The organism is Actinomycetospora cinnamomea (genome assembly GCF_003096675.1).
Classification (GTDB): domain Bacteria; phylum Actinomycetota; class Actinomycetes; order Mycobacteriales; family Pseudonocardiaceae; genus Actinomycetospora; species Actinomycetospora cinnamomea.
In genome coordinates this window covers 214915-228285 of record NZ_QEKW01000001.1, presented here as the reverse complement: position 1 = coordinate 228285, position 13371 = coordinate 214915, and the positions used below count along the sequence as shown (strand labels likewise).

The 13371-nt window shown below is 76.9% G+C and carries 10 protein-coding genes; 5 read left to right on the top strand and 5 right to left on the bottom strand.

Features of this window, described 5'->3' with window-relative positions; genetic code table 11:
* Positions 1-2 precede the first annotated feature (2 nt).
* Positions 3-593: a TetR/AcrR family transcriptional regulator gene (locus C8D89_RS01125; RefSeq protein ID WP_116706232.1), complete on the bottom strand. Its 591-nt coding sequence runs from the start codon at positions 591-593 to the stop codon at positions 3-5.
* 77 nt (positions 594-670) lie between these two features.
* Here C8D89_RS01125 and C8D89_RS01120 point away from each other — a divergent pair, with 77 nt between their 5' ends.
* On the top strand, positions 671-1255 hold the full coding sequence (locus C8D89_RS01120) for a GNAT family N-acetyltransferase (RefSeq protein ID WP_116706231.1): 585 nt from the start codon (positions 671-673) through the stop codon (positions 1253-1255).
* Positions 1256-1271: 16 nt separating this feature from the next.
* On the opposite strand, the gene C8D89_RS01115 is transcribed toward C8D89_RS01120, so the two are convergent.
* Positions 1272-2225 carry a hypothetical protein gene (locus tag C8D89_RS01115; protein WP_116706230.1) on the bottom strand — a complete coding sequence of 318 codons (954 nt, stop codon included), beginning with the start codon at positions 2223-2225 and terminating at the stop codon, positions 1272-1274.
* Between the two features lie 602 nt (positions 2226-2827).
* On the opposite strand from C8D89_RS01115, the gene C8D89_RS01110 reads away from it, so the two are divergent.
* Complete coding sequence (locus C8D89_RS01110; RefSeq protein ID WP_116706229.1) at positions 2828-3106, top strand: hypothetical protein; 279 nt, start codon at positions 2828-2830, stop codon at positions 3104-3106.
* Here C8D89_RS01110 and C8D89_RS01105 read toward each other — a convergent pair.
* Positions 3089-7882 carry an ATP-dependent helicase gene (locus C8D89_RS01105; protein ID WP_116706228.1) on the bottom strand — a complete coding sequence of 1598 codons (4794 nt, stop codon included), beginning with the start codon at positions 7880-7882 and terminating at the stop codon, positions 3089-3091. The genes C8D89_RS01110 and C8D89_RS01105 overlap by 18 nt on opposite strands.
* 103 nt (positions 7883-7985) lie before the next feature.
* Here C8D89_RS01105 and C8D89_RS01100 point away from each other — a divergent pair, with 103 nt between their 5' ends.
* On the top strand, positions 7986-9242 hold the full coding sequence (locus C8D89_RS01100; protein WP_116706227.1) for a patatin-like phospholipase family protein: 1257 nt from the start codon (positions 7986-7988) through the stop codon (positions 9240-9242).
* On the top strand, positions 9239-9916 hold the full coding sequence (locus C8D89_RS01095) for a GAP family protein (protein WP_165825494.1): 678 nt from the start codon (positions 9239-9241) through the stop codon (positions 9914-9916). The genes C8D89_RS01100 and C8D89_RS01095 overlap by 4 nt, the downstream gene beginning before the upstream one ends.
* Before the next feature lies 1 nt (position 9917).
* Here C8D89_RS01095 and C8D89_RS01090 read toward each other — a convergent pair whose 3' ends face one another.
* Both C8D89_RS01090 and C8D89_RS01085 read right to left on the bottom strand, forming a co-directional pair.
* Entirely contained in the window at positions 9918-10583 is a 666-nt protein-coding gene (locus C8D89_RS01090; protein WP_116706226.1) for a response regulator transcription factor, read from the bottom strand.
* On the bottom strand, positions 10580-11767 hold the full coding sequence (locus C8D89_RS01085; RefSeq protein WP_116706225.1) for a sensor histidine kinase: 1188 nt from the start codon (positions 11765-11767) through the stop codon (positions 10580-10582). Before C8D89_RS01085 ends, C8D89_RS01090 begins: the two co-directional genes overlap by 4 nt.
* 130 nt (positions 11768-11897) lie before the next feature.
* Between C8D89_RS01085 and C8D89_RS01080 the strand changes: the two genes are divergently transcribed.
* On the top strand, positions 11898-13370 hold the full coding sequence (locus tag C8D89_RS01080; RefSeq protein WP_116706224.1) for a glycosyltransferase family 39 protein: 1473 nt from the start codon (positions 11898-11900) through the stop codon (positions 13368-13370).
* The last annotated feature ends 1 nt before the right edge of the window (position 13371 follow it).

Genomic DNA, 13371 nt, shown 5'->3' with positions numbered 1-13371 from the left:
GATCAGCCCGGCCCGGGCCGGTCGGGCAGGAAGCGCGCCGTGGCGAGGTCCACGACACGGGCGACCGCCTGATCGCGCGGCCACCGGTGGGCGAGCCGCATGTGCAGGAACGTCCACGCGACCGTGTTCGCGAGGAGGAGCGCGTCCTCACGAGGGTCGGAGCACGTGAGGGAGCCGTCGGTGAGGCCGTCGGCGAGCAGTCGCTCGAACGGCTCGACGAACTGCCGGCTGGTGGTGCCGCCGGGCGCCGCGGGCAGCGGTCGGGCCGGCTCGCCGTACATCGCGCGGACGATGCCGGCGTGCCGCTCGTAGACGTCGCACAGGACCGCCATTGCGGCGACCAGGCGCTCGCGGGCGGTACCGGTGCCGGTGAGGACCGGCCACAGGGACCCGCGCAGGTCGTCGCTCGCGCGGCCCAGCACGGCCACCAGGTAGTCGTCGAGCCGCGCGCCGCGCCGGTGCAGCGTCACCCGCGAGACCCCGGCCTCGACGGCGATCGCCGAGATGTTCAGTCCGCGCAGGCCCTCCCGCTCGAGAATCCGGGACACCGCGTCCAGGAGGGGAGGCTCGATCGCGTCGCGGGTGGCCGTCACGGTCCGATAATAACTGTTGCGTCGATGAAACACACGTGTTTCACTGCGTCCGGGGGGCCGGCGATCGGAGGTGGCCTTTGCTGACGCACCGTCTCGCGCGCGAGGAGGACCTGCCGCAGCTTCGCGAGCTGGCCGGTCTCGCGATCGACACCCTCCAGCGCGACGTCCTCACCCCCGAGCAGGTCGTGGCCAGCCGGCAGATCATGGGCATCGACAGCAGGCTCGTGGCCGACGGGACCTACTTCGTCGTCGAGCGCGACGGGGTGCTGGCCGGTTGCGGCGGGTGGAGCATGCGGCGCGCGACGTACGGCGGCGACCACAGCGCGGGAAGGGACCAGGCGCGGCTCGATCCGGCACGCGACCCGGCCCGGATCCGTGCGATGTACACCCACCCCGACCACGTGCGCCGGGGCGTCGGGCGGCTCGTCCTCTCGCTGTCCGAGGCGGCGGCCCGCGCGGCGGGGTTCCGGGCGCTCGAGCTGCTCGCGACCCTGTCCGGGCTCCGGCTGTACCGCTCCTCCGGCTTCGCCCCGATCGAGGACGTCGTCGAGGACGTGACCGGAGCCGGGATCCCGCTGGTGCGCATGGGCAAGTCGATCGGACACCCGGTCGCGGCTGGCGCCGTCGGCGGTCCGCCGTGCATGGCCGCCTCACGGTCGTAGCCCGCACCGGGCCGGGTCAGCCGAGGTCGGGGTGGTCCTTGGCCCACCACAGGAACGCGCGCGCGTGGTCGAGGTCGACGAAGCGGTCGCCGATCAGCGACACGAGCAGGTCGTTGCTCCAGTACGCGAGGCGTCCGATCGTCTGCGAGGTCGTCTCGGGGGCCGGGAGCTCCAGGCCGAAGATCCGCCGCGCGAGCTCGCGCTTGCCGCCCGCCGGGCTCGTGTAGACCAGGATCGGCAGGAAGCGCTCCGGCTCGGCGATGCACAGCACGCGGGTGAGCATCGCCTCGCGGAAGCCGGGCATCGCCGGCGGCTCGTCGGAGGTGATCAGCTCGGTGAGGCGGTCCTCCGGCGCCGGCGGGTCCTCGCCGCGCAGGAGGTGCTCGATGACGCCGCGGAAGGCGTCGGCGGCGGCCTGGCTGCCGAGCGCGCGCCACTCGTCGTTGAACCGGCTCATGTTGCCGGGCCGGGCGACGACCTTGCTGTTGGCGAAGTCCTTGAGCGCGCTCGGCGTCGTGTACGGCAGGTTCTCGGCGCTGAACGCCTCGCGGTAGACGTCGCGGTAGCGCGTGGCCTCCGGGTCGGGGCGAGGGACCTCGGCGAGGAACTCGGCGCGCAGCGCCTCGACCCGGCGCCACGTCGCGGGCGACACCGCGTCGGCCCCGGGGAAGCGTCGTCGTGCGGTCTCGACGTCCTCGACGACGCGCGGGCCGCGTGTCGCGCCGACGCCCGGCGGGCGGCGCGCGCCGTGGGACCGGGTGCCCGACACCGAGCGGCTGGTGCTGGTGCTGGTGCTGGCGCTCGTGCTCCGGCGGCGCGTGGTCTGGCTGACCGCCCGGGGCGACACCGGCTTGGCGCCGAGCACCCACTCGTGCCCACAGCTGGTGCAACGCATCATGTTGCGGCCGTCGTCGGCCATGCCGAGGTACTCGGCCGCGGTCTCCTCGCACGTCGGGCACGCCAGCGCCATGGCACTCCCTGCTCGTCGGGTGCTCGGTGTCGCCGCCCACCCTGCCGTGCGCGGCGCGCGGGCGCGCTCCGGGGCACGACTGGGGACGGGCGTCTGCGCTCCTCGGTTCCCCCGGCCCGCCGTCCGCCCCTGGTGGCCGGGCCGGCCGGGCGCACGCCGCGACCGGACCGTCCCCAGTCCCGCCGAAACGCACCCGGTCCTGCCACGCCGGGCCCGATGCTGCTCGCCATGACCTCTCGAGCCCTGCACCTGCGCGGCGACCCGCTGGACCTCACCGTCGAGGTGGTGGGCGACCTCGCCCGCCTCGCCCTGCACCATCCGACCGTCGACGACGCCGGTCCGCCGCCGACCGTCGAGGTCTCGGCCCGCGCCCTGGTCGCGGCGCTGCGGGCGGCGTGGGCGGACGAACACGACGCGCCGTCCTTCGAGCCCTGGCGTGACCGGGCCCGGAGGAGACCGGCGCGGACGGCCTGCGGCTGGTCCCCCGGTACGGCGGGCCGTCCGGCGAGCACCGGGAGGATGCCTGGTTCGGTCCGCTGGGCGAGCCGTGGCCCGACGACCTCGGCGACGGCGATCCGCACGGCTTCCGCGACCCCCGCGTCGTGCCGTTCCCGTTCCCGCCCCCGCGTCCCGGCCCCGCCCGCAGCGGGCTGCCGTGGGAGCCCGAGGAGGAGAGCACCGTGCGCGCGGCGTGGGTGGCGGCCGCGCCGGACGCCGATCGCGAGGCCCTCTGCCGCGAGATCGCCGAGAAGGTCGAGCGCGGGGTCGGGGGCGTGGTGGCGCGGCTGCGCCAGCTCGGGTGCGACCCCGGACGGCCCGGCGGCGTCCTCGACCGCCCGTGGGGAACGCCCCCGCCGCCGGGTTCAGGCGCGCAGGCGTAGGCCCTTCGGGCTGTGGCGGAACCCGGCCGCGGTGAGCACCTCGGCGAGCACGCCGTCGAGGGCTCCCGAGCCGTCGGCCTTCGCCACGGCGATGCTGCCCAGCCAGCCCTCGCGCACCGCGGTGGCCAGCGCCGACGCGGCGGCGGTGAGCACCTCTTGGTCGGTGGTGAAGCTCAGCAGCGACCTGCCGCCGCGCTCGACGTAGATGGCGGGCTCCCCATCGGTGAGCACGACGAGGGCGCCCGCCTTGCGTCCCGGGCGGTGCGAACTGGTGCTCCCGTCCTGGCCACCCACCGTCGGCGGCCACTCCAGCGCCGCGCCCCAGGGCTGGGCGGGATCGGTGGCCGCCAGCACCAGGGCCCGGTTCGCGCCCCGGCCGTCGTCCTCGCGCGACTCCGCCCGCAGCCGGTCGATGGCGCCGGGCACGGCGAACTGCGCCGCGCCCAGCCCCTCGATGACGTAGCCGCGGCGGGCGCGACCGGACTCCTCCATGGCGCGCAGCACGGGATAGATGCCGGCGAAGCCGCCGGTGACGCGCTCGGTGTCGAGCGCCCCGCGGGTGAGCACGCCGTGGCGCTCGAGGAACGCCTCGGTGCGGGCCTGGGCGCGCCGGGTGGGCTCGGCCTCGCGCTCCGGTACGCCCGACCAGCGGCCCGCGGCCGTCGGGGGCCCGGTGCGCGAGGGCATGGGCGCACGGCCGAGGCGGGCGTACCGCCCGCGGGCGGCCGTGCGCCGCTGGCGGTGGGCTCCCCCCGACGAGCCCCGGGAGCCGCCCGAACCGCGGGAGCCGCCGGAGACGAGGGTCCGGACCGGGGCCAGCGTGTCGTTGGTGGCGAGCCCGGCCCAGACGAGGTCCCACAACGCCGCGACCAGGGTGGCGTCGTCGGGCAGGGAGGCCTCGGCGGTGCCGTCTTCGCGCAGCGCGGCGTGGGCGCGCTCGGTGAGCCGGCGGAAGAACAGGGCGCCGCCCGCGTCGAGCACACCGAGCAGGGCCCGGTGCAGCGGGGTGTCGACGAGGTCGGATTCCGGATCGGGCAGCAGGAGATCGGCGAGGTCGGTGGGCGCGAGCGCGAGCCAGCCGTCGCCGCCGGCGAGCGTGCCGCAGCCGGTCCAGGTGACCTCGCCCGCGCTGGTGAGCTCGTCGAGCAGCGCGGGGGAGTACCCGGGCAGGCGGGCGGGCAGGACCAGGCTCTCGAGCGCGCTGGCCGGGATCGGGGCGCCCGCCAGCTGCTCGACCACACCGAGGACGTCGTCGGCGCCCGGCGCGCGCCGGATGCGGCGACCGACACCGTGCCAGGCCGGCAGGAACCGGCCGAGCGCCGCGGGCTCGACCGGCTCGACCTCGGCGCGCAGCCGCGCCAGCGACCCGCGGCGCAGCCGGCGCAGGACCTCGGCGTCGCAGACGTCCTGCCCGGTGCTCACGAGGTCGGCCGGCACGCCGGGCAGCGGCGGCGCCCCGTCCGGGCGCAGCTCCCCGCGCACCAGACGCCCCGAGGACACCAGCCGGTCGAGCACCCCGCTCACCACGGCGACGCCCAGCCCGAACCGGTGTGCCGCCGCCGCGACCGGGAACGGCCCCCGGGTGCGGGCGAAGCGGGCGAGGAGGTCGCCCAGCGGATCGGGCACGGGCTCGGTGAACGCCTCCGGTACGCCGACCGGCAGGCCGGCGCCCAGGGCGTCGCGGAACCGCCCGGCGTCCTCGATGGCGATCCACCGCTCCTCGCCGGCCACCCGGACCCGGATGGCCCGGCGCGCCGCCTCGAGCTCGGTGAGCCACTCCTCGCGCGCGCCCCGGGCCTGCGCCTCCGCGGTGGTGAGGTCGCCGACGAAGCGCAGCAGGTCGGCGGTGCCCTCGACGTCGCGGACGTGGCGCTCGGGACCGGTGCGCTGCAGCTGGCGCTCGACCTCGGCCAGGACGTCGGCGTCGAGCAGCTCGCGGATGGCCTCGGAGCCCAGCAGCTCCGCGAGCAGCGTCGAGTCGAGCGACAGGGCCGCCGCCCGGCGCTCGGCCAGGGGCGCGTCCAGTTCGTAGAGGAACATCCCGACGTAGCCGAACATCAGGGTGCGCGCGAACGGCGAGGCGCTCGCGGTGGCCACGTCGACCACCTGCACCGACCGGGAGCGCACGTCGCGCATCAGCTCGGCCAGCCCCGGGACGTCGTAGACGTCCTGCAGCACCTCGCGCATCGTCTCGAGCACCACCGGGAACTGCTCGAAACGGCTCGCGACCGAGAGCAGCTGGGCCGCGCGCTGGCGCTGCTGCCACAGCGGCGTGCGCCGCGTGGGGTCGCGCCGCGGCAGCAGCAACGAGCGCGCCGCGCACTCGCGGAACCGCGCGGCGAACAGCGCCGAGTTGCTGACCTCTGCGGTGACCACCTGCTCGACCTCGTCGGGGTCGAGCAGCACGTCCTCGGCGGTGGGCATGATCTCCTCGCCGGCGTCGTCGAGGGCGTCGGGCAGGCGCAGCACGATGCCGTCGTCGGCGGACGCGGCGGACACCTCGAGGCCCCGGGTCTCGCGGAACCGCGCGGCGATGGCCAGCGCCCACGGCGCGTTGACCTGGGCCCCGAAGGGGGAGTGGACGACGAGGCGCCAGTCGCCCAGCTCGTCGCGGAAGCGCTCGACGACGATGGTGCGGTCGCTGGGGACGTGGCGCGTCGACTCCTTCTGCTCGCGCAGGTAGGCCAGCAGGTTGTCCGCCGCCCACCCGTCGAGCCCGGCCGCCTCGGCGCGGCCCCGCGCGGCCTCCTCGTCGGCGGCCGCGACCTCGCGGACGAACGCCCCCAGCGCCCGCCCCAGCTCCAGCGGGCGGCCCGGCGCGTCGCCCTTCCAGAACGGCATGCGGGCGGGCACGCCGGGCGCGGGCTCGGCGATCACGCGGTCGCGGGTGATGTCGAGAACCCGCCAGCTGGTGGAGCCGAGCAGGAAGGTGTCGCCGACCCGGGATTCGTAGACCATCTCCTCGTCGAGCTCGCCGACCCGCGAGCCGCCGGTGGCGCCCTCGCCACCCCCTGGCGTGACGACGGTGTAGAGACCGCGGTCGGGGATGGTGCCCCCGCTGGTGACCGCGAGGCGCTGCGCGCCGGGCCGGCCGGCGAGCTGGTCGGTCACGCGGTCCCAGGTGATGCGGGGGCGAAGCTCGCCGAAGTCGTCGCTGGGGTAGCGCCCGGCGAGCATGTCGAGCACGGCGCCCAGCGCGGAGTCGGGCAGGCCCGCGAACGGCGCGGCGCGGCGCACGAGCGCGGCCAGCTCGTCGACCGACCACGGCTCCATCGCCGTCATGGCCACGACGTGCTGGGCGAGGACGTCGAGGGGGTTGCGGGGATAGCGCATCGCCTCGATGGCCCCGTGCGCCATCCGCTCGGCCACGACCGCGCAGGACACGAGGTCGCCGCGGTACTTCGGGAAGACCACGCCCTCGCTCACCGCGCCCACCTGGTGGCCCGCGCGGCCGACGCGCTGCAGCCCGCTGGCCACCGACGGCGGTGCCTCGACCTGCACGACGAGGTCGACCGCGCCCATGTCGATGCCCAGCTCGAGGCTCGACGTGGCCACCACGCACGGCAGCTGCCCGGACTTCAGCGCCTCCTCGACCTGCGTGCGCTGCGTGCGGCTCATCGACCCGTGGTGGGCGCGGGCGACGATCACCTCGGCGGGCTCGGCCACACCGGACTGGCCCACCGCCTCGGCGGGGAAGGGCCCGACGACGGGCGCGAGCTCGTCCGCCTCGTCGTCGACCGGTTCCGCGTCCAGCTCGACCGGCTCCCGCCCCGCCGCGGCGTGCGCCCGCTCGGTGGCGAGCTCGTTGATGCGCGCGGTGAGCCGCTCGGCCAGGCGTCGGGAGTTGGCGAACACGATGGTCGAGCGGTGCTCGCCGACGAGGTCGAGGACGCGCTCCTGCACCGCCGGCCAGATCGACGCCCGCTGCGCGGCGCCGGCCGCCGACCCCTCGACCTCCTCCTCGCCCCCCGGCGTCGAGGCGCCGTCCGCCCCCAGCGCCGCCATGTCCTCGACCGGCACCTCGACGCGCACCTGCACCGTCTTCGCCGACCCCGGCGCCACGACCCGCACGGGCCGCCCGCCCCCGAGGAAGGCCGACACCTCGTCGATCGGGCGCACGGTGGCCGACAGACCGATGCGCTGTGCCGGCGCGTCGAGCAGGGCGTCGAGGCGCTCGAGGCTGAGCGCGAGGTGCGCCCCGCGCTTCGACGCGAGCACCGCGTGCACCTCGTCGACGATCACCGTGTCGACCCCGCGCAACGACTCGCGCGCCGCGGAGGTGAGCAGCAGGAACAGCGACTCGGGCGTGGTGACGAGGATGTCGGGCGGCGTGCGGTGGAACGTCCGCCGCTCGTCGGCGGGGGTGTCACCGGTGCGCGCGCCGACGGTGACGTCCGGCTCGGGCAGGCCCAGCCGGTGGGCGGCCTGGCGCAGCCCGGCCAGCGGGGAGCGCAGGTTGCGCTGGACGTCGACCGTGAGCGCTTTCATGGGCGACACGTAGAGCACGCGGCAACGCCGGGTGGGCTCCTCGGGCGGCGGCGTGGTGGCCAGCCGGTCGAGCGCCCAGAGGAACGCAGCCAGCGTCTTGCCCGACCCGGTGGGCGCGACGACCAGCGCGTGCTGGCCGTCGGCGACCGCCTCCCAGGCGCCCGTCTGCGCGGGGGTGGCGCCCGCGAAAGCGCCGGTGAACCAGCCGCGCGTGGCGGGGGAGAAACGGTCGAGGACGGACGCGGAGCCGGCCGTGGGGCGGGCCGCGGAGCCGTCGGGCGGGGTCACGCGTCCATGGTGCCCCGGGGGTCCGACAGCGGCCCGGCGACCGCGTCCCGGCGAGCGCGGCCGGACAGCGCGGCCGGATGGCGCGGCCGGATAGCGTGGCCGGATGAGGATCGCGCTGGCGTTCCAGGGCGGCGGCAGCCACACGGCGTTCACGGCGGGCGTCGTCGCGCGGTGGGTCGAGCGCGGTGCGTTCGACGCCGACGAGATCGTGGCCGTCAGCGGCACCTCGGGCGGCGCGATCAACGCGCTGCTGGCCTGGACCGCGCTGCGCGAGGGCCGGCCGTCGGCGATCCCCGACCGGCTCGCGGCATTCTGGGACGACAACGCGGCCAGCACGCCCCTGGAGCGCCTCGGCAACGCCGCGCTGGTGGGCGCGGGGTTCGTCCAGAGCCTCGGCCTCGCGCCGCCGCTGAACCCCTACCTCGTGCCCCCGCCCTTCGACGGCCGGGCGGAGTTCCGCCGGCTGCTGCGCCGCCACGTGGACTTCGACGCGCTGGACGTCGACGTCGACGCCCGCCACCCGCGCCTCGTCCTCGGCGCCGTCGAGGTCCGCACCGGCGCCTTCCGGGCCTTCGACAGCCGCCGCGACCGCATCACCGCCGACACCGTGCTCGCCTCCGCGGCGATCCCCACCCTCTTCCGGGCCGTGCACATCGACGGCGGGACCTACTGGGACGGCCTGTTCTCCCAGAACCCGCCGGTGGCCCCGCTGCTCGACGACGACCCCGACGAGCTGTGGGTGGTGCAGATCAACCCGCTGCGGCGCGACGACGAGCCGCGCACCGCCGTCGGCATCGCCGACCGCCGCAACGAGCTCGCCGGCAACCTGTCGCTGTACCAGGAGCTGGCCGCCGTCGAGCGCATCGACCGGCTCCTCGCCGACGGCACCCTCGGGCCCGACAGCGGCTACCGCCAGGTCGCGGTGCGGGTCCTCGAGCTGGCGCGCTCGCCGGCCGCCGGGTTCCTCGGCGCGGCGTCGAAGAGCAACCGGGACGTCGCGTTCCTGCGCGACCTGCGACGCCGCGGCGCCGCGCAGGCCGAGGTCTTCCTCGCCGCGCTGCGCCTCGAGCGGCCCTGGGACGACCGCGAAACCGACGCGCTGCGGGCGCTGCTCGGCGGCGTGCTCGTGACCGGCGCCGAGGCGTTCGGCATCACGAGCGACGACGCCGTGGCGCTGCTGGCCACGTTCGTCGCCCGCGACGTCACCCGCAAGGAGCTGGTGGCCGACCAGGTCACCTGGCGGGTGCACGTGCGCCCCGCGCCGGACGCCCCGCCCGTCCCCGGTGTCCTCACGGTGGCGTTCACCGGCGAGCGCCCCGCCGTCCTGCACCTCGCACCGGTGGACGAGGACACGGCGTGAGTGCCGAGGCGCTGGCCCTCGGCGTGCTCAGCGCCGTGCGCGGGGTCCCGCTCGCGATCGTCTACGCCCTGCTGCTCAGCCCGCACCCGGCCCGGCTGCTGCTCACCTACGTCGCGGCCGGCCTGGCGGTCACCCTGGGCGTCGGCATCGTCGTGGTGACGTGGCTGCACACCGACACGCGCTCGTCGGGCGCGACGACGGGTCACCTCGGGCTCGACCTCGCACTCGGGGCCGTCGCGGTCGCCTGGGCGGGCCTGCGCCTGGCCGGTCGGGACCCGCTGCGGCGCCGCGCCCGGCCGTCCGCCGAGGGCCGGGGCGTGCTCCCCGCCGCCCTCGACCGCCGGCTCCGGGCCCCGACCGTGCCGACGGTCGCCGCCGCCGGTGTCGCGACCAACCTGCCCGGGCTGTACTTCCTCGCCGCCCTCGTCGCCATCCTGCAGACCCACCCGAGCGCGGTCGGCGGGATCGTGCAGGTGCTGGTGTACGGCCTGCTGCGCTTCGCGCTCCCCGCGGCCGCGCTGGCCCTCGTGGTGCTGCGGCCCGACCACACGCGGGAGGTCGTGCGGGCCGCCCACGCCTGGGGCACGCGCCACGCGCGGGTGCTCGGGGCGGTGCTCGTCGGTGGTGTCGGGGTCTACCTCGTCGCGAAGGGCCTCGTCGGGCTGCTGGGGTGAGTCAGGCCCCGTCCGCCGAGAGGCCCGCGTCGTGGGCCAGCAGCGCGAGCTGGGTGCGGTTCTCGAGGTCGAGCTTGGTCAGTGCGCTCGACAGGTAGGTCTTCACCGTGGAGAGCGACAGCAGCAGCTCCCGGCTGATCCGCGCGTTGCTCCACCCGCGGCCCACCGCCGCGGCGACGGCCCGCTCCTGCTCGGACAGGGCCCGGAGACGGGCCGCGGCGTCCGGACGCCCCCGGCCCGGTCCCGTCGCGGCGGCGATCAACCGGCGGGTGACCGACGGGGACAGGCTCGTGCCGCCCGCCGCGACCCGCCGGATCGCGTCCTCGATGTCGGCGGGCGGGGTGTCCTTGACGAGGTAGCCGGTGGCCCCCGCGCGCAGGGCGGCGAGGACGTCCTGGTCGGAGTCGAACGTGGTGAGCACGAGGACGGCGGGCGGGTCGGCCCGCTCCATCAGGTCGGCCGTCGCCCGGACACCGTCGACCCGCGGCATCCGCAGGTCCATGAGGACGACGTCGGGGCGGTGCTCCGCGACGGCGGCCGGCACCTCCTCGCCGTCGGCGGCCTCGCCGACGATCGTGATGTCGGCGGCCTCGCCGAGCATGAGGCGCAGGCCGGAGCGCACGAGGGCGTCGTCGTCGACGACGAGCACGCGGACGGGGGCGCTCACCGGGGCGCTCCTCGGGGTCCCGCCGCCGGCCAGGGCACCCGGACGGCCACGCGGAAGTGGTGGTTCTCGGGGCCGCGGGCGAGGACGCGGCCCCCGGCGAGGTCGACCCGCTCGGCGATGCCGAGCAGACCGTTGCCCGGGGCTCCGGCGGTCACCACGGCGGGCAGGGGGTTGGTGACCTCCAGCTCGGCGTCGGCACCCGGTGCGCCGCGCAGGACGACCTCGACGGGCTGGCCCGGGGCGTGCCGTGCGGCATTGGTCAGCGCCTCCTGGGTGATCCGGTAGAGCGTGCGGCCGGCCTCGTCGGGCAGGGCCGCACCGGCGAGCTCGTCCCGCAGCGTGACCGGCGTGCCGGCCGAGCGGACGCCGTCGAGCAGGCGCCCGAGGTCGGCGAGCGTGGGCTGGGGCGGGTGGGCGGCGCTGTCGACACCGCCCTCGGGGCCGTCGGCGTCGGGGTCGCGCAGCACCCCCAGGATGGTCCGCAGGTCGACCAGCGCGTCGCGGGCGCCCGCCCGGACGACCTCGAGCGCCTCGCGGACCTCGTCCGGCGAGGCGGAGCGCCGGTGCGCCAGCGCGCCGGCGTGCAGGGAGACCATCGACAGGCGGTGGGCGAGCACGTCGTGCATCTCGCGGACGATGCGCGTGCGCTCGGCGCTGCGGGCGGCCTCGGCGCGCAGCGCCGCCTCGGTCTCGGCCCGCTCGGCCCGCTCGATCAGGGAGTCGAGCAGCTCGTGCCGGGCCCGGATCGCGGCGCCGGTCGCGAGGAGGGCCACCGTGATGGCGACCACCCAGGCGAGGTTGCCCCATGACGTGCTCTCCTCGGTCTGCAGACGGAAGAGCCCCTGGACCGGGCCGATGACGAGGGAGAAGGCGCCGAGCGCGGCCGCGGTGGGCCACGGCCGGCGCACCGCCAGCGAGAAGGTGGCCACGGCCCCGGCGAGCCACGCCGAGGTGCAGAGGACCGTGAGGCCGTAGACCACGAGCGCCGAGGCGACCGGGGCGCGCCGCCGGGCCAGGAGGACCAGCGCGGCGACGACCCCGCCGACCAGGTCGATCCACCACCACGCGGGCGCCTCCTCGGGCAGCACCGGGCGCTCCGGCCACAGCACGAGGTAGACCCCGAGCAGGGCGAGGGCCAGCGCGCCCGCGTCGTACAGGCGCGGCGTGAGCCCGGTGGTCGGCACGGGGGCACGCTAGCGCCGCCGTCCGACGACCGACCTCGGTCGAAGGTCGATCGACCCGGCTCCCTTCGGTGATCGGTCCCGGGCCGTCGCGCCGTGGTCCCCGCGGCCCGGCGCCGCGACCATCGCCGCCATGACCGCCACGGCCGCCCCCGCCACCGCGTCCGCGCCACCCCCGGTGCCCCGCCTCGCGCGCAGGCCCGTCGGGGTCGTCGCGGGCCTCGTCGCCGCGGCACACCTCGCGGTGGCGTGGATCCCGGGGTGGTGGTTCGACGAGGCCCTCATGCTGGCGATCGGGCGCCACCACCTCGACTGGGGCTCGGTCGACCAGCCGCCCGTGGCCCCGCTCCTCGCCGCGGCGACGGACCTCCTCGCGCCCGGGAACGTGCTCGTCCTGCGGCTGCCCGCGATCGCGGCGACGACGGCGGGGGTGGTGCTGGCGGCGCTGATCGCCCGCGAGCTCGGGGGCGACGCGCGGGCGCAGACGCTGACCGCGGTCGCGCAGGCGACCGGCATCTGGACCGCGATCAGCGGGCACTGGCTCACGCCCTACACCCTCGAGCCGGTCACGTGGCTGGCCCTGGGCTGGCTGCTGGTCCGCTGGTGGCGGGTCCGCGAGGACCGCCTGCTGCTCGCCCTCGGCGTGGTGGTCGGCGTCGGCGCGCAGACGAAGTTCCAGGTCCTGCTGCTCGCGGCGGTGCTGCTGCTCGCCGTCGCCGCGCTCGGGCCGCGGGAGCTCCTGCGCCGCCCGCACCTGTGGACCGGCGCGGGCCTCGCGGCGGCGATCGCCGCACCGACGCTCGTCTGGCAGGCGCTCCACGGCTGGCCGCAGCTGCGGATGGGGCCGGTCGTCGCCTCCGAGGCCGGGGCGCTCTACGGGGGACGGCTCGGTGTCGCGGTCGGGTTGCTGGGCAGTGCCGGCGTCCTGGGCCTCCCGCTGGTCCTCCACGGGCTCCTGCGTCTCCTCCGGGACGCCCGGCTGCGGGACCTGCGCTACCTCGGCGTCACCGCGATCGTCCTCTACGCGGTCTTCGTGGTCACCGTGGGACGGCCCTACTACCTGGTCGGCCTCTACGGGGTGCTGGGCGCGGTGGGCGCGGTCGGCCTGCAGCACCGGCGGGAGGCCGGCCACGGCCGCCGGCGACGGGCCGCGTGGCCGGCCGGCGTGCTGGCGGCCGCGGCGGCGGTGCCGTTCCTGGCGCTGTCGGTGCCCGTGGCCGCCCCGACCGTGGGCGCCGAGGTCGCCGCGGCGACGACGCAGGCGTACGAGGCGCTGCCCCCCGCGCAGCGCGCACACACCGGCGTGATGGCGGGGTCCTACATCTACGCGGCGTTCCTCGACGTGCACGCGGCCGCGGGGACGCTGCCGCCGGCGGTGAGCAGCAACCGCAGCTACGGCTGGTTCCCGCCGCCGTCCGACGACGTCCACGCCGTGCTCTACGTGGGCGCGGACGCCGACGAGCTGCGGCCCTGGTTCGCCGACGTGCGGCCGGTCGGCCACGTCGGCGACGCGGGGGATCCCGGGGCGCGGCTGTGGCTGGCCACCGGTCGACTGGTGTCGTGGGAGAGCTTCTGGCCCTCCCTGCGCCACCTCGACGTCGGTTGAC